The organism is Dictyobacter arantiisoli (assembly GCF_008326305.1).
In the GTDB taxonomy this organism is placed as follows: domain Bacteria; phylum Chloroflexota; class Ktedonobacteria; order Ktedonobacterales; family Ktedonobacteraceae; genus Dictyobacter; species Dictyobacter arantiisoli.
Window position 1 is genome coordinate 1 of record NZ_BIXY01000023.1, and the last position, 23,677, is coordinate 23,677.

At 51.2% G+C, this 23,677-nt stretch carries 17 protein-coding genes and 1 pseudogene; 9 read left to right on the forward strand and 9 right to left on the reverse strand.

Annotated elements, in window-relative coordinates; all coding sequences use genetic code 11:
• Positions 1-256: 256 nt before the first annotated feature.
• From F1593_RS09700 to F1593_RS09710, 3 genes are all read right to left on the reverse strand, one after another.
• Positions 257-2,740: a beta-glucosidase gene (locus tag F1593_RS09700; protein WP_149401357.1), complete on the reverse strand. Its 2,484-nt coding sequence runs from the start codon at positions 2,738-2,740 to the stop codon at positions 257-259.
• 336 nt (positions 2,741-3,076) lie between these two features.
• Entirely contained in the window at positions 3,077-3,880 is an 804-nt protein-coding gene (locus F1593_RS09705; RefSeq protein ID WP_149401358.1) for a class I SAM-dependent methyltransferase, read from the reverse strand.
• An 86-nt stretch (positions 3,881-3,966) separates the two neighbouring features.
• Positions 3,967-4,611, reverse strand: coding sequence for a TetR/AcrR family transcriptional regulator (locus F1593_RS09710; protein WP_149401359.1), 645 nt, complete (start codon positions 4,609-4,611; stop codon positions 3,967-3,969).
• Positions 4,612-5,190: 579 nt separating this feature from the next.
• Between F1593_RS09710 and F1593_RS09715 the strand changes: the two genes are divergently transcribed.
• On the forward strand, positions 5,191-6,339 hold the full coding sequence (locus F1593_RS09715; RefSeq protein WP_149401360.1) for a V4R domain-containing protein: 1,149 nt from the start codon (positions 5,191-5,193) through the stop codon (positions 6,337-6,339).
• A gap of 209 nt (positions 6,340-6,548) precedes the next feature.
• On the opposite strand, the gene F1593_RS09720 is transcribed toward F1593_RS09715, so the two are convergent.
• The 4 genes and pseudogenes from F1593_RS09720 to F1593_RS09730 form a co-directional block, all read right to left on the reverse strand.
• A complete protein-coding gene (locus tag F1593_RS09720) occupies positions 6,549-7,019 on the reverse strand; it encodes a heme-degrading domain-containing protein (protein WP_149401361.1) in 471 nt (156 codons plus the stop codon).
• Between the two features lie 292 nt (positions 7,020-7,311).
• Positions 7,312-7,596 (reverse strand): response regulator transcription factor, encoded by a 285-nt coding sequence (locus F1593_RS09725; RefSeq protein ID WP_235932534.1) that lies wholly within the window; start codon positions 7,594-7,596, stop codon positions 7,312-7,314.
• Positions 7,597-7,649: 53 nt separating this feature from the next.
• Positions 7,650-7,811 (reverse strand): ATP-binding protein, encoded by a 162-nt coding sequence (locus tag F1593_RS28260; RefSeq protein WP_172632004.1) that lies wholly within the window; start codon positions 7,809-7,811, stop codon positions 7,650-7,652.
• A gap of 3 nt (positions 7,812-7,814) precedes the next feature.
• Positions 7,815-8,291 (reverse strand): annotated as a pseudogene (locus tag F1593_RS09730) (sensor histidine kinase).
• Positions 8,292-8,388: 97 nt separating this feature from the next.
• Here F1593_RS09730 and F1593_RS09740 point away from each other — a divergent pair.
• Positions 8,389-9,021, forward strand: a complete 633-nt coding sequence (locus F1593_RS09740) for a tetratricopeptide repeat protein (RefSeq protein ID WP_172632005.1) — start codon at positions 8,389-8,391, stop codon at positions 9,019-9,021.
• A 345-nt stretch (positions 9,022-9,366) separates the two neighbouring features.
• Positions 9,367-9,789, forward strand: a complete 423-nt coding sequence (locus F1593_RS09745; RefSeq protein WP_371873810.1) for a methionine-R-sulfoxide reductase — start codon at positions 9,367-9,369, stop codon at positions 9,787-9,789.
• Between the two features lie 56 nt (positions 9,790-9,845).
• Here the strand turns inward: F1593_RS09745 and F1593_RS09750 are convergent, their stop codons facing one another.
• Positions 9,846-14,867 (reverse strand): ATP-binding protein, encoded by a 5,022-nt coding sequence (locus tag F1593_RS09750; RefSeq protein ID WP_149401365.1) that lies wholly within the window; start codon positions 14,865-14,867, stop codon positions 9,846-9,848.
• 564 nt (positions 14,868-15,431) lie between these two features.
• Here F1593_RS09750 and F1593_RS09755 point away from each other — a divergent pair.
• The 3 genes from F1593_RS09755 (at position 15,432) to F1593_RS09765 (ending at position 18,544) form a co-directional block, all read left to right on the forward strand.
• On the forward strand, positions 15,432-16,415 hold the full coding sequence (locus tag F1593_RS09755; protein WP_149401366.1) for a ring-cleaving dioxygenase: 984 nt from the start codon (positions 15,432-15,434) through the stop codon (positions 16,413-16,415).
• 68 nt (positions 16,416-16,483) lie between these two features.
• Complete coding sequence (locus F1593_RS09760) at positions 16,484-17,407, forward strand: DUF5996 family protein (RefSeq protein ID WP_235932536.1); 924 nt, start codon at positions 16,484-16,486, stop codon at positions 17,405-17,407.
• Positions 17,408-17,710: 303 nt separating this feature from the next.
• Positions 17,711-18,544, forward strand: coding sequence for a PIG-L family deacetylase (locus tag F1593_RS09765; protein WP_149401367.1), 834 nt, complete (start codon positions 17,711-17,713; stop codon positions 18,542-18,544).
• A 221-nt stretch (positions 18,545-18,765) separates the two neighbouring features.
• Here F1593_RS09765 and F1593_RS09770 read toward each other — a convergent pair whose 3' ends face one another.
• Positions 18,766-19,335: a DnaJ family domain-containing protein gene (locus tag F1593_RS09770; protein WP_149401368.1), complete on the reverse strand. Its 570-nt coding sequence runs from the start codon at positions 19,333-19,335 to the stop codon at positions 18,766-18,768.
• A 270-nt stretch (positions 19,336-19,605) separates the two neighbouring features.
• Here F1593_RS09770 and F1593_RS09775 point away from each other — a divergent pair, with 270 nt between their 5' ends.
• The 3 genes from F1593_RS09775 to F1593_RS09785 all read left to right on the forward strand — a co-directional run bounded on the left by F1593_RS09775 (position 19,606) and on the right by F1593_RS09785 (position 23,659).
• Positions 19,606-20,835 carry a HAMP domain-containing protein gene (locus tag F1593_RS09775; protein ID WP_149401369.1) on the forward strand — a complete coding sequence of 410 codons (1,230 nt, stop codon included), beginning with the start codon at positions 19,606-19,608 and terminating at the stop codon, positions 20,833-20,835.
• Positions 20,836-20,881: 46 nt separating this feature from the next.
• Positions 20,882-22,198: an MFS transporter gene (locus F1593_RS09780; protein WP_149401370.1), complete on the forward strand. Its 1,317-nt coding sequence runs from the start codon at positions 20,882-20,884 to the stop codon at positions 22,196-22,198.
• A gap of 663 nt (positions 22,199-22,861) precedes the next feature.
• Positions 22,862-23,659 carry a DUF1838 family protein gene (locus tag F1593_RS09785; protein ID WP_149401371.1) on the forward strand — a complete coding sequence of 266 codons (798 nt, stop codon included), beginning with the start codon at positions 22,862-22,864 and terminating at the stop codon, positions 23,657-23,659.
• Positions 23,660-23,677 lie beyond the last annotated feature (18 nt).

Genomic DNA, 23,677 nt, shown 5'->3' on the forward strand with positions numbered 1-23,677 from the left:
TTTTGCTGCCAACGCTTTTCCAGGTCTTCTGCATTCATGATCTCGCCCACCTTTCTTTTGGTGAAATTTCTTACTACCATTTTATTTTACCATTTTGGCGGCGCAAAAAAATGAATGGCACCCTCTTTTTTATCGCCTGACAGATACAAATTGCATACCTTTAACCATAAATAAAGGGCAGTATCACGATACAAAAAGAGAGCAGCTGGCAATAAGCTGACTGCTCTCCACAGAGGTTAACACCTGCCCTGAAGGGCTATGATAGCCACTGCCGTGAGTCGATTAGTGTAAACGGAGCCGTAGCGTGAATATCCTGTGACGATTCGCCTACCAGGACATCAAACTCACCCGCCTCAGCAATCCACGCATGCAAGCGATCATCAAAATAGGCCAATGCCTCCTTCGCGATTGAGAGGATCACGGTCTGACGCTCACCTGGTGCCAGAGCGACCTTGGCAAAGGCCTTGAGTTCTTTTTCTGGCCGTTGCAGGCTCGCCTTGCGGTCACGTACATAGAGTTGTACGACTGCCTGGCCCTGCCGTTGTCCGGTATTAGTCACATCGATGGATACCTTGAGCGTCTCATCAGGCTTGATCTCGCTAGCGCTTAATTGTAGCCCGCTATACTCAAAGGTGGTATAGGAAAGGCCAAAGCCGAACGGGAACAGAGGAGCGATTTTCTTCTTCTCATAATAGCGATATCCTACAAAGACGCCTTCGGTATAAGGATTTTTCCCATTCTCGCCCGGAAAGTCGAGATAGGTAGGATTGTCTTCAAGCTGTACAGGGAAGGTCTGTGGCAGCTTGCCGGAAGGATTAACATCGCCAAAGAGTACATCGGCAATGGCATTGCCAGCCTCCTGACCGGGATACCAGGCCTGGACGACGCCAGCGACTTGCTCCAGCCAGGGCATGGTGAGGGGCGAACCGCTATTGAGGACCACAATCGTACGGGGATTGGCCTGCGCTACTCTGGCGATCAATGCGTTTTGCTCGCCCGGCAAGTCCATAGACACCCGGTCGAAACCTTCGCTCTCCCACTCGCCATTCAGTCCCGCGAATATCAGCGCGACATCCGATTGCGCTGCCAGCGTTGCCGCCCGCTCGATAGAGTCGGCAGGAAGTGGTGCCAGACAGCCCAACCGGACAGCAGCCAACATCAATTCGGGATTTTTGCCGAATTCGAGCGTGATCGCATACTCCTGCCCGGCGACCAGTTCGGTTGGATACGTCAATTCAGCAGAACCCATCCCAAAGTAGCTCTCACCAGGGGTCTGATTGGTCCAGTTATCAATCACCTCTTTTCCATCGAGGATGAAACGGCTTTGGCCCGCGCTTATCAGGCTGAAGCTATACGTTCCCGTCACCTGTGGTACAAAGCGTCCACGCGCCCGGACAGCAAACTGCTGAGCATCTACCTGTTCAGGCAAGGGACCAAACCAGAGCAGCTCGCTGGATTGCTTCTGCTCCGTCCAGACAGGACTGCCTGTGAGAGCAGTATTATTAAAATACTCCACGCTCAAGCCATGGGCCGTTCCTTCGCTATTGGCGAACAACTGCGCGGTATCAAGCAGAGGGAGTTGCTTATGGCTGGTACAGCCGAGTTCATAATTAACTGCCACTTGCTCACCAACCCTGGACAGCACACCCTCCCATGGCGTGATCGTATAATGAGGATTGACCTGTGCGCTGCCACCGCCCATGATCTGAGCGACTCTGGCGTTTGGCCCAATCACCGCAATCGATGTAAGCTGTTCGCGCTGCAGAGGCAAGATATTCTGCTCATTCTTAAGCAAGACCATGCCCTCGCCAGCGGCTTCACGGATCAATGCCCGATGTTCAGGACGATTGATCGCCTGCTCGGCTTCCTCCTCTGGATAGGCGAATTTTCCGGTCCTGTCCAACAGTAGCAATAAACGGCGCACGCTCTCATCGATAGTGCTTTCCGCGACCTCGCCATCCTTGACCGCCTGGATCAGCTTTTCACCGCGCCACAGGCCAGGGCCGGGCATCTCCAGATCAAGGCTCGCATTGACTGAAGGAGCGGTGCTTTTGACCGAGAAGAACCAGTCGGACATCACCACGCCGTCAAAATGCCATTCATCGCGCAGCACATCGTGGAGAAGGTAGGGATGTTCGCTGGCCGCGACGCCATTGACCAGATTATAGGAGGCCATCAGCGCCCAGGTGTGGGCATCGCGGATGGCGGCCTGAAAGGGAGCCAGATAGATTTCACGCAGCGCTCGCTCGCTCACCTGCGAGTCGATGCTGAAGCGCTCAAACTCGGCTTCGTTGGCGACATAGTGCTTTACCGTCGCGCCCACGCCCTGACTCTGAACACCAGTAATGTATGAGACAGCTATTTGCCCGGTCAAATAAGGATCTTCCGAGAAGCTCTCAAAGTTGCGCCCGCCCAGCGGTGAGCGATGGATATTCACGGTCGGTCCCAGCAGGACACGCGCCCCTTTGGTCCTGGTTTCCTGTCCCAACGCCTGCCCGATCCGTTCAACCAGAGCAGTATTCCAGCTCGCCGCCAGGGATACGCCAGCCGGGAAACAGGCTGCGGTCGTGCCTCCACTCATTTCAGCGCCGCGAGCACCGTTAGGGCCATCACTGACCTTCAAAGCCGGAATAGCCAGCCGCTCGATAGCAGCGGTATGCCACATATCCGTTCCAGCCAGCAGCATCACTTTTTCCTGTAATGTCATCTGACTCAGCAAGGTATCAATAGAATCTGCCATAACCTATTTCCTTCTTTCTACATGCATACATTCAACGTTATGAGAAAAGGCATGAGAATATAATAACAGGTATTTCAACCTCCTTATGCATCTGCTAGTACAAAAAAAATCAAAAATTAAATTAAATTAAATGTATAAAAACGTAGGTGCGGCGCGGCACGAACGCATGTGAGTCCCGCATCCTCTTCATCGTACGATCATCTTGCCCCAGGGCTCCGTATGCAACTCCGGGCACAATGGTGGGGATATTTCGGTACGAGAATGGGAAAGCGGGACTCACGTTCGTTCGTGCCGCACCTACATTTTATTCATTATTATCAATCCCGATATTTATTTTTAATTCTGGTGATTCGGGGATTGGGGTTTTCCCCAGATGATACGAGCGGTGCGCTGAAGTTGGAGCTGGTTGTTTTCGGTCCAGGGCGCGACAAGATCACGGATGCCCTGGTCGAAGGCGGCTGCATCGGCGGCTGGCATACGATCAAGGGAGAGGCTGCTGCCAGAGTGGAAGGAGGCGATATAGTCTTCAAGCTCGGCTGTATAGGTGACGGGCGCGGTTTCGCGTTCTCCGACTTTCTGGAAAAGATGTCGTTGCTCTAACTCGCCGACAAGATCAAAGGCTAGCGCAACGTGGTCGGTTGCATATTGGCCGATTAAGGTGCGCAGGCCGTCTTTCCAGGCGGATGGGAGGATCTCCTGGCGGCTGACCAGTGCGAGGATGCCATTGGGGCTACAGGCCTCACTCAGGCGTGGCAATACGACATCCCAATCCATCCATTGCAGGCTGTCTCCGGCGGTAATGAGAGAATAGGGAGGACGCAGTTTGACCTGTTCGAGCGCGCCCGTGGTCCAGCGTAGATTGGGATGATGGCCGTTCTGCAAGGTCCGGCCTTTGCGCGTCATCGGCGAAGAGAGATCAATGGCGTCCACATGATCCACGAATTGGACCAGATGACGCGCCAGATCGCCCAATCCAGTACCTATATCCAGGACCGTTTGAGGATAGTCAACAATGAGTTCCAGCAGGATGCTGAAGGTTTCAGGCGGATAGGGGAGCCGGAATTGATAACGATCAACAACGCTCTGATCCTGAAAACGGGCGGCATTCTCAGCCGTGAGATGCTCTGGTCTGGATACCATAACAATACAAACCTTTTCTCTGGATAGTGGCCTGGATGACTGCTATCCCGCCACGGTTGAATGAAACAAACAATACAAGCCTTTGTTCAAACAATAGGGCTCGCCAGGACGATCCAGGCGGCTTCAGCCAGGGGCTCACGCACCTCTTGTATCTCTTCAGGAAGGCGCGTCCGGAGCCAGCGGCGCACAAATTCTCGACTGGCTCCGATCACCAGTGGATAATAAAGGGATTGGGGTAACCGTACGATGATGCCTTCTTCGATATATGGGGTGAGCCAGAGCAGAAATTGCTCTGGAAAACTTTCAATTGGCAGTGTCGTGAGAATCTTTTGACGCAAGACTTTGATATAGGCTCCCAGATATTCTGTATCTGCAGCCTGCATAAAAAATTGACCTAAGTCTGGATGCTGTTCAAACCAATCCAGATACGCATAGACGAAAGCTTTGATGCCTGTACGCGGCTGGAGAGCGTCCACAGGAAGTTCCTTGAAAGAGGTGAGGAGCACTCTGTTTAAGTCATTACGGCCATCAAGATAAAGGGCACGCGCCAGCATCTCTTTATTTTCAAAGTGATGATAGATACTGCCCGTGCTGGCACCCGAAAGCCGACGGATATCCTCCATGGTGGTCTCGGTGAAGCCTTTAGTCGAAAATAAGGTTAACGCAGCGTCCAGAATAGCCTGTCGCCGTGTGTGTGTTGCCGCATCACGATCTGAAGCACCAGTCACCATTGAAAGCTCCTTTTCAAGCACAACCCCTGCTCTCCCATGTCCTTACTTTACGCAGCATCACGCTCACCCAGGATACTGGCCCAAAGCAGGCTCGTTTTTGCTCCCAATTGTATCACACCTTGACTAGAATATAATACTAGAATACAATTCTAATTATAAGAAATAAATATATTTTTTAGCACATCTTCTTGGACTCAACTTATCTCATCTTATCTCCATTTCAAGTCGGCCTTCATAATGTCTTTTATCTTTCAGCCGCCATGTGCCTGGTAGCTGCCCTGGCATCATTGCTACGCGGGAAACAACAATCCCCAACACAAACCAGATAAACCAGCTACTCGTTCGCAGGCAGGCGCTCACGCACCTGCCTGCGTCCTTTTTATGGTGTGGTTACAGAGACAATGAGCATCAAATACTTTGTTTCTGATTAAAAAACTTCATTATTGACTTTTTTATGCCAACTAGATACACTCTATCTGTACAAGCGCACTCGTTTTGACTGTTTCAGCATAGATATCCTCTTCTTTTGTACATCTATACTGAAATTATCTTCCCTCACTGAGGAAGGAATCTCCCATAATGACATCTATATCTATACCCAGGGATATGCTATCCAATGTCCCGCATGATCCAATTGCTCTGGCTCGTAAACATATTATCTTGATTATTGATGTGGATGAAATGCGTGCTCAGAATTTGGCTTGCTTGCTAACATTAGCCGGGCTACGCGCTATAGTGACAACAACAACCTATCAGGCATTCCAACGCTTCTTGCAAGAAAGCTTTATGCCTGGTTTGATCCTCCTCGGTAAACAGGAAGAGATGACAACGCCCCTCTTTGCGCGTTTCTTCCAGCGTCTGACGCAAGAATTTCAACGTGATACCCCGATATTGACACTTTCAAAAATCCAACTTCAGGATGGCAATCTTTTGCTGGCAGACAAATCTGCTTCGAGCACGAAACACCGTGTCTCCCAGACGCATAGTGAGATCCTCAAGATGATCTGGAGGGTGTTGCCCTCGGCACAGATTCCGCTACAAGTCGCCGAACATAGTCTTGCCACGGACAAATTGCCAGAAATGGGCCTCTTTCCGCGCGTCGCAAAAACCAAACGCTCTGCATCCTCCCATTTTCGCTTCCAATTGAAAGCCGCCAAACAGGTGATTCCGACCGAGCAGTGGGAACTTTTGCTTACTGATGTTGGGCTGGCACAATATTGTAAAGAACGGAACTGGCCCTCCAGTGCCGACGAATATATCATCCCCCCCGAATACACAACCTGCCTCAATCGTGCCGTTATGTTCTCACAGCCCGCTGAGCCGATCCAGCAGGTCTATAAATGGGCCAAACTCGTCGATGCTGCTATCTTACAAAAGCCCGCATTCATCTTTATGTTGCAGCAGATACCCAAAGTTCTCGGGCAGGACCGCACCATGCGCGAGGTACTCAAGACCTTCACGAACGAACTCCATGAAGAACGGAGAGAGGATTTAGCGGATTGGAAACGGCTCGAAGACGAATCATTCCTCTTTGTATTCTATAGCAATCTGTTTATATATGGCTTTATGGGCGCCAATCAACCATCTTGCTACGTCTGGCTGGCTACCTTCGAAAGAATATTAGAAATCACGAAAATGCAAAAGCGCTGGCAGATACGTGAGCTTGAATGTAGTGGACAAACCTATACCGGACACTGCGTCTTCCAGCTCACACCCGTAAGATCCTGACAGATCCAGAGATCCATGAGTTTTCGCACCTGCGGTGCTCAAACATCTTTTTAGTGTGTAGTGCAGGAAAGGTGCACAGCACCTTTCCTGCACTACACACTAAAAAGGGCGCAGGCGCGTGCGCGCCTGCCAGCCAGGGAGCAGCAGGATCCCGCTGGCATTGGGGGGCTGACACTCTCGTAGAGGAACTTACAGGTGGAGGGAGGCGGCTACTGTTTCAGAAAACGTTTGATGGTTGTCGTCACCAGTTGATGATCTTCTTGCTGGGGAAGCCCCGAGACGGTAATCGTACCGACAATTCCCACCTGCGCAATGATCAAAGGAAAAGCTCCGCCATGGGGAGAAAATTCCAGCGACGAAACATAATATTTCTCATCAATCGTTTTCCCCGCATCCTGCAAATATTGCCCGACATAAAATGAGCTATGCTCGAAGCGGTTCACGACATTATTCTTACGCTTGATCCACTCATCATTATCAGGCGTCGTTCCCTCCATCGCAAAATGGAAGAGTTGTTGTCCATGACGTGTAATGTCAATCGTAACACCCTTGCCTTTGTCTTTCGCCGCCTGGATCAGTGCCAGGCCAAGTGCCAGTGCCGTTTCGTGTGTAAAACTGGTAAATTGCAACTCCTGTTCTTGTTCTAACAGCGTCTGCAATAATTCTTTGGTCGCACCCATATATAATCATCTCTTTCTGTCAGGTTGATTTTGCTCTTGCAAGCATCCTGATTGTATCAGCGTAACACATCTCGGTGCCCACGACCACACACTTGTAATTCGCTTGATCACACTCCCTCTACGTTTCACATACATGTGGTCGGAGTACTGTTACGGTGCGCTGAGAGACGGTGCGCTGAGAGTTAGAATTGGTAGATGCAAAGCTTACACAGTGTTTTTCTGATCAACCTTGGAATCCTGCTGATCGGACTGGTGGTCGTTGTCCTTTTGCCAGAGGTTGAACTGCAACAGCTCACTTGCCAGTCAGGCCAAGTTGATGGGCGAGCGCAATGGCGTGGCCTCGATCACGCGCTCCCAGTTTGCTAAAAATATGGTTGATGTGTGTTTTGACGGTTGATTCGCTCACAGAGAGTTTATCAGCTATTTCAGTATTATTATGTCCGGCGGCAATCAGCTGTAAAACGTTGAGTTCATGGCTGGTGTCAATATCAGCCGCATCTTCCAGAATGATGCGCAGGCCCTCATGCATCAGGCGCTGATCATCAACCAGCAAGACCCGTATCTTCGGTGTATCCACAAAACCTCTCTGTCATTCGCTCTCTATGCAGAACAACCAACCATACATGTCAATTATCGGAGAGGTAGGCGCAGGCACACGGAAAAACCACCATGAGCACCTGGATCCGCTTCAAGTTCACCCTGTAACGCACTCAATCGTTCACGCATTCCCTGCAAACCATGATGTCCCCCGCCCTGCTGTGGCTGATCGACCTGCGCATTGAGAGATGGCACCAATTATCCCATGCCATCATCCTCTACGCGCAGCATGACATTCTGATCACTCCATATCAGCACGCTCGTAACCGTATGGGCCGCGCCATGGCGATGCGCGTTGGTCAGGCACTCGCGCAACGCAAACAGCAATGCCTGTTGCCACTGCTCATCCAACATATGCGCGCTCCCCTCCTCGACAAAGTTGCAATGGATACCTGTACGCTCGGTAAAATTTTCAGCGATTGAGCGCAGATTTGCCCCCAGATTATCCAGCAGCGGGGTTGGCGCGTCACGCAATAAGCCAACCACGCGCCGACTCTCAGCCATACTTTCGCGCAACAACGACGCCATCTCATCCAATTTGGCTGACAGGCGTTCAGGATCACGTGAGGCAAGCTTGCGCGCCGCCTACACCTGGATCGAGAGGATTGCCAGGGAATGAGCCAGCACATCATGGATATCACGAGCGATGCGGGTTCGCTCACGAGTGGCCGCCAGTTCCTCTGGAGCAGCATCTTCGTCATTTTATATAGTGTAGGGAAAGATAAATATGTTATTATAAGAACAAATAATCTTTTTGCAGGAGGAACCAAATTTGTTTAATAAAGCAATAAATAATCATACAAATACCCAGGTAACGTCCTCTTCTGAAAAAGGTCTCACAAAAGAACAATGGCTAAAAAAGGGTATTACTCATTATGAAAATTTACAATATAAAGAAGCTTTAGAGGCCTGTGAACAAGCAATCCAAATTGATCCTGCTTATGCCCGAGCATACCATGGGAAAGGCCTAGCACTGACTCAAATGAAAGCATACGAAGAAGCAAAAAGAGCCTATGAACAGGCGAATAGATTGGCTCCTACTAATGCCAAAATCTGTAAGGATATGGCAGAACTATTTTACATGCTCGAAGATTATGCAAAATCCCGTATCTTCTATAAAAAAGCGATCCATCTCGATAAAAAATTCGAGAAAGGCTACTTCGAAAAAGCAAATACCTTGCGCAGAATAGCATACCAGTTTGAACATGAAAAACAGTGGGAAGAAGCTATTAAAGCATATTATACAGTACTTTCCTTTAATCCAGATGACATTCGGGCTCGTCGCACAATTACCAATATCAGAATGAAAGATGCACCTTTGATAATCGAGCCGGCTCCGATGACGAATCACAACAATATTATTCATCCATTCAATTGCACATGCCCAGAATGCTATGAATATTAGCTCTTTCTTATTGTTTGGAGTTTATAGGTGATTGCACCTTGACCACCAGGTCCAACCAGGGCACAAAAGAATGGAGAACCCACGTAACCGCCACCGTTCTACGGTGGCGTCGTACGTAAACCTCGCCCCGAAGACGGGAATGGAGGCACACGTCACGGCGTTGAGGCATCGCACAGTGCGAGATAGTCGTCCAACTCCCCCATTCTACGTTGTTCTCCATTCCTCTCGCTTATGCTGGACCTGGTGTTCTGGCCTGCGCATGAGAATTGGAATGCCCTGGTGGCTGGCTGGTTCTCCTTGACTACACTAACTGCGTGTACTACCATAGCAGAGGGAACTCTTTCCGTGTATCAATACAACAATACCAGGGATAAAAAAATGAATAAATTAACACCTGAAGAAGAACGCGTGATCCTGCATAAGGGAACCGAGGCGCCGTTCAGAAACGAATATGATCACCTGTTTGCGGATGGGACGTTCATTTGCCGCCGCTGTAATGCACCGCTGTTCTCGGCTGAGACCAAGTTTGATTCGGGCTGCGGCTGGCCTAGCTTTGATGCCAATTATCCCGACGCCGTTAAGCGTCTGCCTGATCCCGATGGCATGAGGACGGAGATCGAGTGCGCAAATTGTGGTGGTCATCTGGGCCATGTTTTCATAGGCGAGCGCTTTACTAAAAATAATACACGCCACTGCGTTAATTCTGTCTCGATCCGCTTCATTCCTAAAGGGCAAGATATACCAGCAACCATCCATCCCGACAAATAATCACTTGTAGGCAGGCGCTAACGCGCCTGCTTTTTAGTTTGAAGTTGAGCTGGCGTTTACGGCCACCAGTAGCCAATCTCTAATGTGGCAGTACAGATGTCTGCGATGACGCTTCGATTACCTATACGCTGGATAACAGGGATCAGATTGGCGAGATCGGCCAGTGTTTCGCGCCGTGTCTGGTGTGCCATAATACGCAGGCTGTCGTGCAGGATGGGATAGAACTGACTCGCCTGCGCTGATTGCAAAATGGGCGCGATGGCCTGTAAGGTCTTGAGGCCCAGTTGCGCATCCCCGGTCGTGCGTAACCGCGCCTTGATCGCTTCTCCTATCGTCATCCATTCAGTCTCGGGATGGTTGAGGAAGAGCGCATATAAGACATCCTTGCTGTGTTCTTTATTCTCGATTGACCAGAGCACTTCGAGCAAGGCAGGCAGTGACGCCAGAGGAATAGAGGCCGCCAGTTTCGTTAAGAGCCACGCTCGCTCTCCTTCTGTCTCTACTTGCTGTATCATCGGTAATAAGAAGGGCAAAAGTTTGGCAAGTTGGTCTGTTGGCAAATAAGATGCCAGCAGCACAAAGGTACGAAACTGCCAGGGATTACTCCGTAGCTCGGCCCGGGCATCTTCAGATAGTGTTTCGTCTGAAGGTAGTCCTATGATGTCAATACGTGCTTCCTCGGAGATGGATTTCAACAACGCATCCAGTAGCTCTAACTTTTCGGGTCCGTAGTGCATTTTTTCAACGATCAATTCCACGGTATCAGCAAATTCTCGCTCTAAGAGGTGCGGAAGTAGCTCCAACACTATCTGCGACCAGAGCTCGCTCCCCTGCATAAACGTCACATCTTCCCAGACGGCGGCAAAATCGCGGGCTGGCATGTATGGGATAAGATGTAAGAGCAGCATGCCTCGCAAACGGCTATTACGGAAGAGCATGGCAGCTTTCCAGACCAGCAGGAAATAGTGTTCCGGCATCCGTGGCAGCAGGGCCAACATTACCTGTACCAACATTTCTGTCTGCGTATACTTTTGGATGAAATCGAAGAAAGCCAGGAATGATGCTTCAGGCACACGGGAAGCCAGAGTACGCAAAAGCGTTAAGCTCACACTATCCAGTTCGGAAGGCTGGAGACTCTGGACAAATTCCCAGGATTGGGCAAAAAAGCGTTCTGGCGTGCGTATCGCCAGACTACGAAGCATATGCACGCGCTCAGCAGGATTCTCGATGGTTTCTACTGCTGCCCACACCTGAGGAAAGAGATTTTCTGACATGGTCACCAGGATATTTCTCAGGATGGCACTACGCCAGCGTTCGTCACTGAACGTCTGGATGGTAGCCCAGAATTGAGGAAAGAAGCTTTCCGGCATTCGCAACGCCAGTTGTTTGAGAAATAAGGCACGCTGCTCTTCGTCGGGAAGCCCCTGAATAGTATCCCAGAGTTGCATGAAAAAGGACTCTGGCGCATACGATACCAGCGAGGTCAAGATTTCCTGGCGCTTCTTTTCATCCTCTGTATTTTGAATGAGCTGAAAGATATTGAATGAGTCACGCTGCGCTGCATAGAGGATAATGACCTTCAGGATCTCTTCGCTCCATTGCATATGCTGCTGGGCTCGCAAGATGGCGTAGAAAGAGGTAAACGTACTCTGGGTGACGTGAGGTGCCAATTCTTTGAGGGCACGCGTCTGCAACAGTTCATTATGCCAGCCTGCCACGACGTTCAGCACATCTTCAAACAAAGCGGCGGGTATATGTGTAGCAATCTGCTCAATTATTTTTACTTGCAGCTCTTCATTTGACATGGCATAAATGGCCTTGAGCAGGGTCTGCATGCTGGTTGTGGAAAGCGTCTCTGGCAGGCTGGAAGCACTGCGCTCGACAATGTTGGCACGGGCCTCATCATCATTGATGATTTGAAGCACCTGGAGCATTTCGCGCACTCTTTCAGCTTTATGCTCGGCAGGTAAAGAGGTAACCAGGACCTCTAGCACCTGCCCACGGTGTCCACGATCATGCATGCCTTTGATGATGCTCAGTGCCTCCAGGAGCAGGGATTCAGGCAGGCGAGGAGCCAGGGCAATAAAGGCCTGCACCTGATATTGTTCATTCCAGAGTCTACGTACCTCGCCTAAGGCGTGCGGTAGCCAGTTTTCGGGCAGACGGCTCCCCAGTTTGGTCAGGATGTGGGTACGCATCTCCTCGCTTTGAGAGCGCCAGTTTACTTTAAAAATCTCTGGCAACATAAAGTCGAAGATGGTTGTCAGTGCCGCATCCGACAGACGAGGCAGGATAGCCAGCAAGGTCTGCAAGCGCTCCTCGGGCGTTTTCAGAGCATAAAACACATCCGCCAGCGCAATAGCTTCACGACCATGATTGCGTTCAGCAAAGCAGGCATTCAATTCAGCCCAAAGCCAGACATGATAGCCTTGATCGTGGATAGTTGAGCCAGCGGCCAATAAGCGGGAAAGGTCATCCAGCGCAAAGTAGGAAGCCATTTGGGCCAGCAATTCCACCCGATAGCCTTCATCCCAGATATCCTGCGCACTCGCCAGCACCTGCGACAATCCTTCGGCGGATAAGCGCGGCAAGAGCTGGATCAGGACATGGATGCGCAACTCACTCCCTTTGATCGACTGGATGACCCGCAACAAAAACGCAAACTTTTCGACAGGCAGATGAGGAATTAGCTCCACCAGAGCACTGGCACGATAGCTTTCATCCCAGTAGTCTTCAATCTCTTGTAGGAGCGGCTCCAGACGGTCAGATGGCAAAAAAGGAGCCAGTTTGACCAGCATATCAATGTGCACCATCTGATCTTCAATCTTCGGCTCTAGCTGCCAGATCGTTTGCAGCACCTCCTGTCGAGCCTGCTGCGGCAGAAAAAGGGCCAGTTCAGTCAGCAGGCGAAGTTGCGAGAGCCCATCGTGCATATGCTCGGCATATGGCACAATTTCCTCTAACAACTTAGCGGTCAGGCGGGGAAGCAATGCCAGCACGGCCTGCGTTTGATAGCGCTCATCCTGTACATTCCAGAGGGTATGCAAGACCGGGCGCTGCTGCTCAGCAGAGAGATAGGGGGCCAATCCTTCCAAAGCCAGGACATAATATTCCTCATCCAGAAGCTCTTGCGTATATGCCAGCGCCTTCTCAAAGAGTTGTGGATGATCAGCCAGGGAGGGAGCCAGTTCAGCCAGGGTGCCAGCTCGATCAGCCTCATCTTCAATCTGCATAATGGTTTCCAGCACCTGCCAGAGGAGCACTTCAGGAAAATGAGGGGCCAGCTCAATCAACGCATCCAGGCGAGCATATTCGTCCTTGAACGACATGACACTGTCCAGCGCCTCTTGTAAGATATTGGTGCGCAGTGGCTCCTGCACATAGGGAGCCAGTTCCACCAGTTCGCGGGCACGGGGCAGAAGATCAGAGATCAGACGGATACAGGCCAGGCCCTGTGCGGGCGTCCAGACGCCAGTTTTGACCGCCTCCAACATCAAGCGGGGCGAGATATTATTAGTCACACTATTAATGCTCACCAGACACAACAAGCAACGCAGTTCCTCGGCCAAGTAAGGGATCTCTTTACCAACCGCCAGCGCCTCTTGATTCTCATATGCGGCGGCACGCCAGGCTCGCTCCACATCACTGAGAAAACCCGCGCTGGCACGATCCAATTTCTCCCAGGCTCGTCGCCAGCCATCGCTCACCAGCGCCAGCAGCATATCCGCATCAGCTTGCGCCCGCTCCAGGTGTGCTCCATAATACTGGATAATATAGGAGGAGGCAGCGGCAGGGTCCAGGTTGCCAGTATTCAACGCCGTCAGGGTGCGCTCGCCCCAATCCAGGAAACGCTGTTCTACCTGCTGACGCTCTTCAGCACGCAGGAATTCCTCCAGGAAGTAATTGCCCAGGCGTGGATGGCTAAAAACATAGCCCTGATCTCTCCCATCGCCAGTCACCAGACGGGCAAGGGCCGCCATCGCCTGCTCAAGATCCAGCACCGTAAAATCCGCCGCGGATGGCAACAACTGCAGCATATCCTCTTTACTCAGCGGTCCCAATGCGCCCGCCAGGAGATTCAGGACTACTTGAGCTGCCTGTTCACGTTGGGGAGCCGTCTCACTCCATAGCACGTGTTGGTCTTTCCACCAGCGCTCGAAATAGCCGGATAGACCGGGACGGCAGGCACGTAAATCTTCTGGCTGCAAGCGTACAGCCGCCTCACCGCGCTCCCAGAGATCATCCACATACAGGCGTACCAGCAGAGGATCACCCTCACTCAATCGATAGAATTCTGCGATAATATCGATGCGCGAACTCAAAAGATCCAACGGGAATCCCATCTGTGTCAAAACGCTGGCAATGCCTGTACGATCCAGAGGATAGAGCTCCATTGTGTGTGTCAGATCCTCACGTGTCCAGCCGAGTCGGCGTAACCACGCGCCTGCCCCTGGATCATTCGCCAGATAGCGCGCCGAAACAACGATACGCAAGCCAGAGGGCGGATCAAGCGGAAAGAGATCAGGACCCACCGACCAATCGGCTGCTTCATCGATACCATCCAAAACCAGCACCAGCGTCCGCCCATCCGCCAGGGGACGCGTCACATATTCAACCAGCAAGGAACGCCAGACCTCTTCGGGCAGATTGGGATCGGCAGGAACCTTTTCGCCATGCAGGCTTGCCAGCAACGCCACCAGCGCTGGAAAGGCGACCCCGGCCAGATTGGTGCGAAAGCGGATACTCACAGGGAAATACGCAACCGCGATAGAGCGCTGGCGCTGGGCCAGCAGTCTCTGACACCAGCGTAGCAGGAGAGCAGATTTACCGCGACCAGCGGGAGCTGCCAGCAGTAGATAAGGAGAAACATGCTCAGTAGCAGTCACCCAGGCGTCCAATTGTGCAAAATCTTTCGTGCGTCCACCGAAGGGAACAGGATGGTGCACGTCGCCCAGATACTCGGTCAGAAAATTTTTAACACGTGTCGCAGCATCGGTTGGCAGCGCGCGCAATCCCTGTGTCAGGGAATTTGTCAGAGTGGTAAAATCGCCATAATTTAATCCATCATTATCGTACATATCCAGCACAATCCTTTCCCCTGGTCCACTGAGCCTCGTAAAGATGAGTGAGTTTAGCGCCTCTTAAAGAGTATAACACGAAAATTGCTCAATTTATCTTATTCAAGAAAAGAGTACCAGTATCTTCAACAGCTTGCGTTTTCGCAAGGATCTTTGTATCTTTTAAGCAATGACCTCTCTACTCTGACAGATAGAATGTGCCAGACTCCTGCGGTCTCCAGGCATTCCACCCTTCCCAGTAGTGATGGAAGTGGGAAGGTGGCGCTCCGTCAGGGGCTGCCGCCCCATAGGTGCGAACGTAAGCGGGATTGTTAAGGGTGCAACCCTTAACCTGGGGTTCGGGGCTGTGCCCCGATCTCTCACCTCCCTCTCGCCGCCGCGCGCGGCGGCGAAGAAAAGAAGAAAAAGGGGTATTTGGGGACACCCCAAACCCCGGCAAAGGGCTGGCCGCCCTTTGCAATCCCGCTTGAAAAGCCTTCTGTTCGCACCTATGGGGCTGCCGCTCCTGCACCCCACTTTAACCTGATAGTCTGACACATTCATAGATTGAAAGGAAAGCCATACATGACATCAATGCCCGCTCTATTGGGGATGCACCATGTTACTGCAATTGCGAGTGATCCACAGCGCAATATCCATTTTTATACAGGAGTCCTTGGACTGCGTCTGGTGAAGGTAACCGTAAATTTTGATGATCCTTTTTCTTATCATTTGTATTATGGAAATGAGGTAGGTAATCCAGGTACGATCCTCACCTTTTTTATCTGGCCGGGCGCGCGCCGGGGTCGCCAGGGAACAGGGCAAATTGTTTCAACCTCATTTTCAGTACCTCAATCGTCCTTGAGTTACTGGGTTGGACGCTTGATCGAACACGGTGTCTCCTATGATGGACCCGTATCGCGCCTCGGTGAACGGGTGATTACTTTCCGTGATCCAGACGGGCTGGCCCTGGAACTGGTTGGCTACGCCGGAACTGAACACCGTGCAGGCTGGGGTGGTGGCACGGTACCAGCCGAACATGCGATCCGTGGCCTGTCCGGCGTCATGCTCTGGGAAGAGGATTATGATCAAACAGCACGCACGCTCACCGAGATATTAGGTTTCCAGCACATCGCAGAGGAGGAGAATGTCACCCGCTACGCACTCGCAACAGACGCAGGCATAGGAATACCCGGTACACGTATCGATGTGCGCCGAGCATCTGGCTTCTGGACGGGCAAGGTTGCGGTGGGAACAGTCCATCATGTAGCATGGCGAACAGCAACGGATGAAACGCTGCTGGCGTGGCGAGAGATCCTGAAAGCTCAGGAATTCAATGCTACGCCGGTCATGGATCGCGAATACTTTCATTCCGTCTACTTTCCAGAGCCCGGCGGCGTGCTCTTCGAGATCGCTACTGATCCTCCCGGCTTTACTATCAATGAAACGGTCGAGCAACTGGGCACGCAACTACAGCTACCACCCTGGATGGAAGATTCACGCGCCGAGATAGAGGCCGCCTTACCACCTCTCTCATTGTCAACAATGCCAGCAAAAGAGGACGTGTGAGATAGATTTCCGCCAGAAGAAAGCTCAAAGTATCCATAAGCAGCAATCGAAAGGGGAATGAGCCAATTATGACCATGGCACAAACATCACAGCAAATGGCAAACCAGGAACTCTGGCCTGAGTTACCTTTCACAACCTGGAAGCCAACGGGCGAAACGCTCCATATGTGGACACAGATCATTGGCAAGATCAAGCTGGCCTTAAATCCTTATGTCAATCATTGGTGGCAGGTCCCTCTCTATGTGACAGCATCTGGACTAACCACCTCCGCCATTCCCTATGCAGGTGGAACATTTGAAATCCAATTTAACTTTCTCCACCATAACCTGCTTATTCATACCAGCAGAGGTGCCAGCAAAACCTTACGGCTGTATTCACGCTCTGTCGCCAATTTCTATCAAGAAGTCATGACCTCATTGCAGGCATTGGGCATTGACGTTCACATCTATACCCTCCCGCAAGAGGTCCCACATCCCATCCGCTTTGAGAAAGACGAGGTACACGCTACCTATGATCCACTTCTGGTCAATCGCTACTGGCAGATCCTGGTGCAGACCGACAAAGTCATGCAACGCTATCGCTCCCACTTTATCGGAAAGAGCAGTCCTATTCATCTCTTCTGGGGCAGCCTCGATCTGGCCGTAACCTTCTTCTCAGGACGCGCCGCACCAGAACGTCCAGAAGTCGATCCGGTTACACGCGAAGCCTACTCACACGAAGTGATCAGCGCTGGCTTCTGGCCCGGCGGCGACAACTTTCCCGAACCTGCCTTCTATTCTTATGCCGCCCCCATCCCTCAAGGACTCGAAAACGCCACGCTTCAACCTGCCCTGGGCGCGTATAATCAGAAGATGGGTGAATTTATCTTACCGTATAACACAATGCGCAATACCCCGGCACCTGCCCAGACCCTGCTGGACTTTTATCAGCATGCTTATGAGGCCGCCGCCAATCTAGCCCATTGGGACCGGACTGCCTTAGAGAAAAGATAGGCGACCAGGCGACCAGGCGACCAGGCAAGAGCGGTGTAAAGTGCTTACACACATACTTTCTTCTATGCAACATTCTCGATCCTACAGAAGCACACAAATATTTGCATACCTGTAAATATGGTATACTCCACTGTGAAGCAATAGTAGGATCATATACCACAATGGGGAGAGCTCCTTATAAGAAGATGAAGGAGCTCTCTTCCCATAGGCGCGAACATAAGGCTTTGCAATCCCGCTTCCTGATCACCCGGAAGGATAAAGAGCCAAACAATAATTCAATAAAACATACATAATGGAGTAACAATGGTTAAAAGTATTCTGGCCTGTTTTGCGCATCCTGATGATGAGGCGGGCCTGGGAGCACTGATTGCAAAATATCGAGCTGAAGGGGCACAGGCAACCTTAATCTGCACGACCAACGGGGATGTTGGTACGGTAGATGCCCATCATCTGCAAGGCTATGCCTCGATTGCCGAGCTACGGCGGGCGGAACTACAACGGGCCGCAGATGCGATTGGCTTTACGGAAGTGGTCACGTTTGGCTACCGGGATAGTGGCATGATGGGAACTGAGGACAATCAGCATCCTGAGAGTATGTGGCAGGCACCACTGGAAGAGGTCACGCAACGCGTCGTAGAGGTAATGCGCCGCGTACGCCCACAGATCGTCTTCACCTTCAATACCTATGGAGCCTACGGACATCCCGATCACATTAAGATCAATCAGGCGACTCATGCCGCCCTGGAAATATTACTGGCGGAGCCAGAGCATCCACAGAAGCTGTACTATACCAGTATTCCCAGAAATATGTTACGTATACAACTTACGCTGATGCGGCTTTTGGGTAAAGATCCCCGCAAGTCGGGACGTAATGCCGATGTGGATATGGTCGCAGCCTATGAGGCTCAGGATGCCATTACAACCCGTATCGGTGTGCGGAAATATCAAGAAGTAAGCTGGCAGGCCCTGCAAAGTTATGCCAGCCAGATCTCGATCCCACCGCTGTTCCGTGTACTGCGCAAGGTGATTGGACCGCTGCTATTTGGAACCACTACGCTCTCACGTGCCTGGCCTGAACATAAAGCAGGCGAACTCATCGAACACGACCTCTTCAGCGGCGTCACTGTCAATCCTTGATCATTCCCACTATTCACAATACCCAAAGAAGCAGGCAGAGATTATCACAATCTCTGCCTGCTTCTTTATATATATTTTATTTTTGTTGCTGTTTTCCTCCAATTGAGGGCTGATAGAGCACGAGATACTTAGCAAAAACGCCCCGTAAAACCCTTGTCCATCAGACGCAGAGAGTAAGTCAATTGGTATCTAAGGCAGGATTGAGCAGGCACGCAAACTCACTATTGTATCAGGTCATCCAATACATAATATTTCTCGCGATACGCCTGGATATATTCTGCAATAGATAATGGCTGCATATGCATGGCCGTAGGAGCCATGATATTCAAGGACAAAATGCGACTATTTATCTCTTGCAAGCGTGCCTGATATTCAGGTTCAAAAGCGTGTACCTCACGGATATAGGACTTGATGCGACTCTTATAGCGTGCAGGCTTCAAACTCTGCATATACGCGAGGCGATGCGTGAAATAGAGCAAGCGCTTCTCCAATTGCTGGCGCTTACGCTCGATCTCCTTGCGCACAGAGATTTCTACCGGCTCACCCCCAATTGACTTAAGAATACTCTTCGCCAGATCGTGAATGCCGCTGGATTTCAAGATATCATCGCTAAACGGCTTACCTGTCCCGGTCAGATTATCAAAGGCTCCTTCCTCTTGAGCGCGCTGAATATGATAATCGGCCATCCCATAGAAGGGCCGCTTCAATATCTCTGCTTCCCGCTCCCGTTGCAGGCGTTGCGCGGCCTCCCGCTCCTCCTGTGACACCTTGCGCCAATCAACAAAACGCATACCTTCCCCCTTTCCAATCTCACAATTCTCTCTCTATTGACACGTCAGGAGAGCAAGAAATAGATGCTATGAAAAAGATGTGGAATAAGATGTTATGGGTAGATATGTTACAGTACTTCATTACTTGACATTTCAAGGAAAGTTATTTATCCTACAAAAGATTGCATATATGGCAATTGCGTTGAAAAAAATTATCTGAGCCAACATTATTACATTTATGTTATCGAATGTAATAATGTATCAATTTCATTTAGGGAGAAGGTATTGTAGATGGTTAAAAAATCTGCGGGGGCCGATTTTACCACAGTCTCTACCATAGTAGGAGAACGTAGGGGCTTCTGGGGATGGTGGCTGAACCTGACGGCACCACCATTGAATGGACGTACGATGGCAAGTCCGCCATTGCGCGAGCAGATGCGTAAAGCTGAGTTAATCAGCTATTTGCTCTTTATTTTATCCTTTTTCATGATCTTTGATCTTGTGCTGGCAATCGTGTTGGGGCACCTCCAGAGCATTATCTTTGTGTTTGCCTTTATCGTATTCCTCAGCTTTCTGGCTTATTTAAACCATGCCGGCCACATGCAGGCGACCGCAGTAGCATTGGTAGCGGCGATCATTATGGCGATTATGTTTGTGATCGCTTTGACGCCCAGTACGCAAGCGGCGGCAGATCTTTTTCCCACCTATGATTTCTTCGTGTATCCCATTGTACTCGGTAGCCTTTTTATACCCAGGAAACTCATTGTCCCGTTTACCCTCATCTGTATTGCGTTTATCTTTTATAATTTGCTCTTTCAGGCCCATTCGCCGGATATTGAGCATGTAAAAAGAACCTCTGGCGTGGTGATCTGGCTGATACGCCCGGCGGCGGTTTTGATCGTTATCGCGCTGGCCAACTGGTTGGGACGGCGCAGCGTGGATCAATCCCTCTTACGCGCTGATCGTGCGGAAGAACTGATGGCGGCCCAAAATCTGGTGGCGCTACAGACACAGGAGATTGCGGAACAAAAAGCCCAGTTAGAGGCTGAAGTTGCGCAGATCCTGCTGGTCCATCGCGAGGTTGCCGCGGGCAATTATACGATCCGTGCTCCTGTACGGACCAATACTGAGATCTGGCAGATTGGTCGCTCGCTGAATAATTTGTTGGCACGCTATGAGCAGTTCGCCTATGAACGCCAGGAGTGGCTGGTGACACAGGAGGATGCTGAACAAATTGCAGCCTATTTAGAAGCATTGCGACACGGCACAAAAGCAGCATTGCCCGCTACACGCTCATTGGCAGGAAAACGTCTCCTGGCCGCACTGAGTGCCTCTCCTCCACCTATTTCTGCTCCTGCTCCTGTCGCAGAAGCGAGCGCAGTCCCAAATGCTTCCATCCCCACATCTTTTTTGTCAACACCGCCAGATACTTCCAGCGAGCAACGACCATTCCCGGCCTCCAATCCAGCAAACCAGTTGGGAATGTTCTATGGAAACAGGAAGAAGACAAACCAGGAATAGCAGGTGTGTCCCTTTATTTTTTCTTTATTGAAAGGATATCGTTATTATGGCTGATGCTTCTAGCATCGATAATCTCTCATCTGCCAATGCGCAGGCGGGTTCGATTATGGCTCCCGATGCTCACGGAGAAGGTCCCAGCAAAAAGGTCTCCGTTGTGTTTCAAGTGGTCTATTTCCTTGCCAATCTGGTCGCCAATGTCATTCTATTGCCGATCATTATTTATTTGATTCCTCATCAGATTCTCCAGCTTGATCCTGGGCAGCATGTGACGAGTTTGAGTATTGTTGAGTCTATTGGGGGGCTATTTTATCTTATTTCCGCTCCGCTGGCTGGCGCGCTCAGTGATCGCTCAACTTCAGTGCTGGGACGACGGCGCTTCTGGATGCTGATCCATATGCTCTGCGCGTCGCTGGCGATTGTGCTGCTGGCAAACGCACCTTCGATCTGGCTGCTGATCGTCGGCTGGTCGCTGTTACAATTCTTTGGCGGTGCTCTCTTGACGGTCTTACAGGCAGTGCTTCCCGATCAGGTTCCGGTACGGCAGCGAGGGATGATCTCGGCCTATGTCGGTCTGGCTATTCCGTTTGCCGCGGTAATCGGTGGTGTTGTGGTCGCGCTGGCCTTCAAGAATACCCCACTCACCTCCTATTATGTCTTTATGGTTGCGCTGATCATCTGTATCCTCCTCTTCTTTGCCGTTCTGAAGGATCGCCCATTCTCGCAGGAGGGTCGTGCGCGCTTCAATCTGAGAAACTTCCTGGCACGCTTCTGGATCAATCCACGCCTGAATCCTGATTTTGCCTGGGCATTGGTGACACGCCTGCTACTCTTCCTGGGCTATTATGCCATTTCCGCCTATCTGCAATACTATATTCAGGATGGTTTGCATTATGAGCAACTCTTCCCCGGCAAGCAAGCGTTACAGGGAACGTTGCAGATTCAGAGCATCATGACGGTCATGATTCTGATCTTCTCCTTTACGGCTGGCATCGTCTCGGATAGATGGGGACGCCGCAAGCCAGTCGTGATTATCGCGTCGCTATTGATCGCGCTGGCCCTGTTTATACCCGCTATCCTGCATACCTGGACCGCCATGCTGATCTTTGCTGTCCTGCTGGGCGCGGGCTATGGTGGCTATCTGGCGGTAGACACCGCGCTGATTACCCAGGTGCTTCCCACGGCAGAAGATAGAGGCAAAGATCTGGGCATCATCAATCTGGCCCTCTCGATCCCCCTGATCGTTTCGCCGCTCCTGGCTGCTCTGCTGGTCAATAGCCTGGGATATCCCGCCCTGTTTGGCTTCTCAGGTCTGCTGGCTGCCCTTGGTGGCATCCTGGTTGTGCGCATCAAAAGCGTGGCATAAATATTATGTATGAGATGTGATCCATATATCTCATGCATAGGATAAGGCTCCCCGTCCTTGCGGGCAATATCGCTAAAATAAGAAGAACATGGGAGAAAACTACAATATGATGGAGAACGTAGGTGCGTGCCAAGGCCGCAGCCGAGGTGCGCTTTCCTCGTCCCGTACGATCCTCTCTCTCCAACGCTCTGTACCGTGCCTCAACACTATTTGTGGGATCAATGGCCTACGGGGGAGATATCCGTACGATGAACGGGAAAGCGCACCTCGGCTGCGGCCTTGGCACGCACCTACGTTTTTCGTCATGATTCTCGGTATCGAAGCGGCATTGCCCGTGAAGGGTGGCGCCTACGGGGGAGATATCCGTACGATGAACGGGAAAGCGCACCTCGGCTGCGGCCTTGGCACGCACCTACGTTTTTCGTCATGATTCTCGGTATCGAAGCGGTATTGCCTGTGAAGGGTGGCGCCTACGGGGGAGATATCCGTACGATGAACGGGAAAGCGCACCTCGGCTGCGGCCTTGGCACGCACCTACGTTTTTCGTCATGATTCGCGGTATCGAAGCGGTATTGCCCGTGAAGGGTGGCACCTACGGGTGGAACAGAGATCTAAAGAAGCGGGTCGGATAACACCTGCATTGAGGATAGAATAGGATAAAATATGTTGGATTTGACGAAAACTGAAAATGTGCTCCAGACTTTTGTGAAGGTGCGTGGATCACTGAAGCCAGAGGAGGTGGTCTTCTGGTGGAGTGGGAATGTCTATAGCGTGATTCCGGGCGAGAGGAATCGTTTGCTGTTCGCGATTGATGGCTATAATATTGGGCGCTGCGTCGCGGTCGAGGGCGGCTATCAGCATCTGATGCGCGAGATTACGCTGTACAAAGATCCCGCCAGTAGCGCGGTATTGGAGCGCTGGGATAATCCTTTTACGGCCTCTCAGGTAGAGGTAGTCCATGTCTGGAATGATCCGGTCAACCAGCAGTATCTGCTGCATGGTCCCTATGGTCCATTTACATTGCCAATCGTTCCTTTGAGCGAGGATCGCCTCTGTGCAAGCCTGGATATCATGCTGGCCTATCCTTCGGCCTTGCCGCGTGCGCACTATCCACAATATTCGCAGAGCGATCTCTATCAGGGCGCGGAACTATTCCAGTTCTTCTTTAGCCGCAGCGCGGCTGAAGATCCTGCCCGGGACTCAATCCCCTGCGATATTTCCTGGACACGCCTCGGTCCCTGGCTGCCCTGGATGGAGATGGCTGATCGCCCTGGCTCACTCTTGTATCAATGTAGTGGCTATAAGCTGGACGGAGGCTATGCCGCCTTACCGGAGCATATCCGCCAATATGTTGAGCGGCGCCATCCAGAATATCAGCACGCCCCAACCGCATTCACCCGACCCAACGAAACATCCTGGACCTATTTCAAAAAACAGCTCGCCCAAAGAACACAAACGTAGGTGTGGGCCGAGGTGATC

Bases quoted from the DNA above. Each gene is read 5' to 3' on its own strand.
- F1593_RS09780 (WP_149401370.1), top strand. From the start codon at position 20,882: ATGGCTGATGCTTCTAGCATCGATAATCTCTCATCTGCCAATGCGCAG.
- F1593_RS09760 (WP_235932536.1), top strand. From the start codon at position 16,484: ATGACCATGGCACAAACATCACAGCAAATGGCAAACCAGGAACTCTGG.
- F1593_RS09750 (WP_149401365.1), bottom strand. From the start codon at position 14,867: ATGTACGATAATGATGGATTAAATTATGGCGATTTTACCACTCTGACA.
- F1593_RS09770 (WP_149401368.1), bottom strand. From the start codon at position 19,335: ATGCGTTTTGTTGATTGGCGCAAGGTGTCACAGGAGGAGCGGGAGGCC.
- F1593_RS09710 (WP_149401359.1), bottom strand. From the start codon at position 4,611: ATGGTGACTGGTGCTTCAGATCGTGATGCGGCAACACACACACGGCGA.
- F1593_RS09720 (WP_149401361.1), bottom strand. From the start codon at position 7,019: ATGGGTGCGACCAAAGAATTATTGCAGACGCTGTTAGAACAAGAACAG.
- F1593_RS09785 (WP_149401371.1), top strand. From the start codon at position 22,862: ATGTTGGATTTGACGAAAACTGAAAATGTGCTCCAGACTTTTGTGAAG.
- F1593_RS09755 (WP_149401366.1), top strand. From the start codon at position 15,432: ATGACATCAATGCCCGCTCTATTGGGGATGCACCATGTTACTGCAATT.
- F1593_RS09765 (WP_149401367.1), top strand. From the start codon at position 17,711: ATGGTTAAAAGTATTCTGGCCTGTTTTGCGCATCCTGATGATGAGGCG.
- F1593_RS09715 (WP_149401360.1), top strand. From the start codon at position 5,191: ATGACATCTATATCTATACCCAGGGATATGCTATCCAATGTCCCGCAT.
- F1593_RS09775 (WP_149401369.1), top strand. From the start codon at position 19,606: ATGGTTAAAAAATCTGCGGGGGCCGATTTTACCACAGTCTCTACCATA.
- F1593_RS09705 (WP_149401358.1), bottom strand. From the start codon at position 3,880: ATGGTATCCAGACCAGAGCATCTCACGGCTGAGAATGCCGCCCGTTTT.
- F1593_RS09700 (WP_149401357.1), bottom strand. From the start codon at position 2,740: ATGGCAGATTCTATTGATACCTTGCTGAGTCAGATGACATTACAGGAA.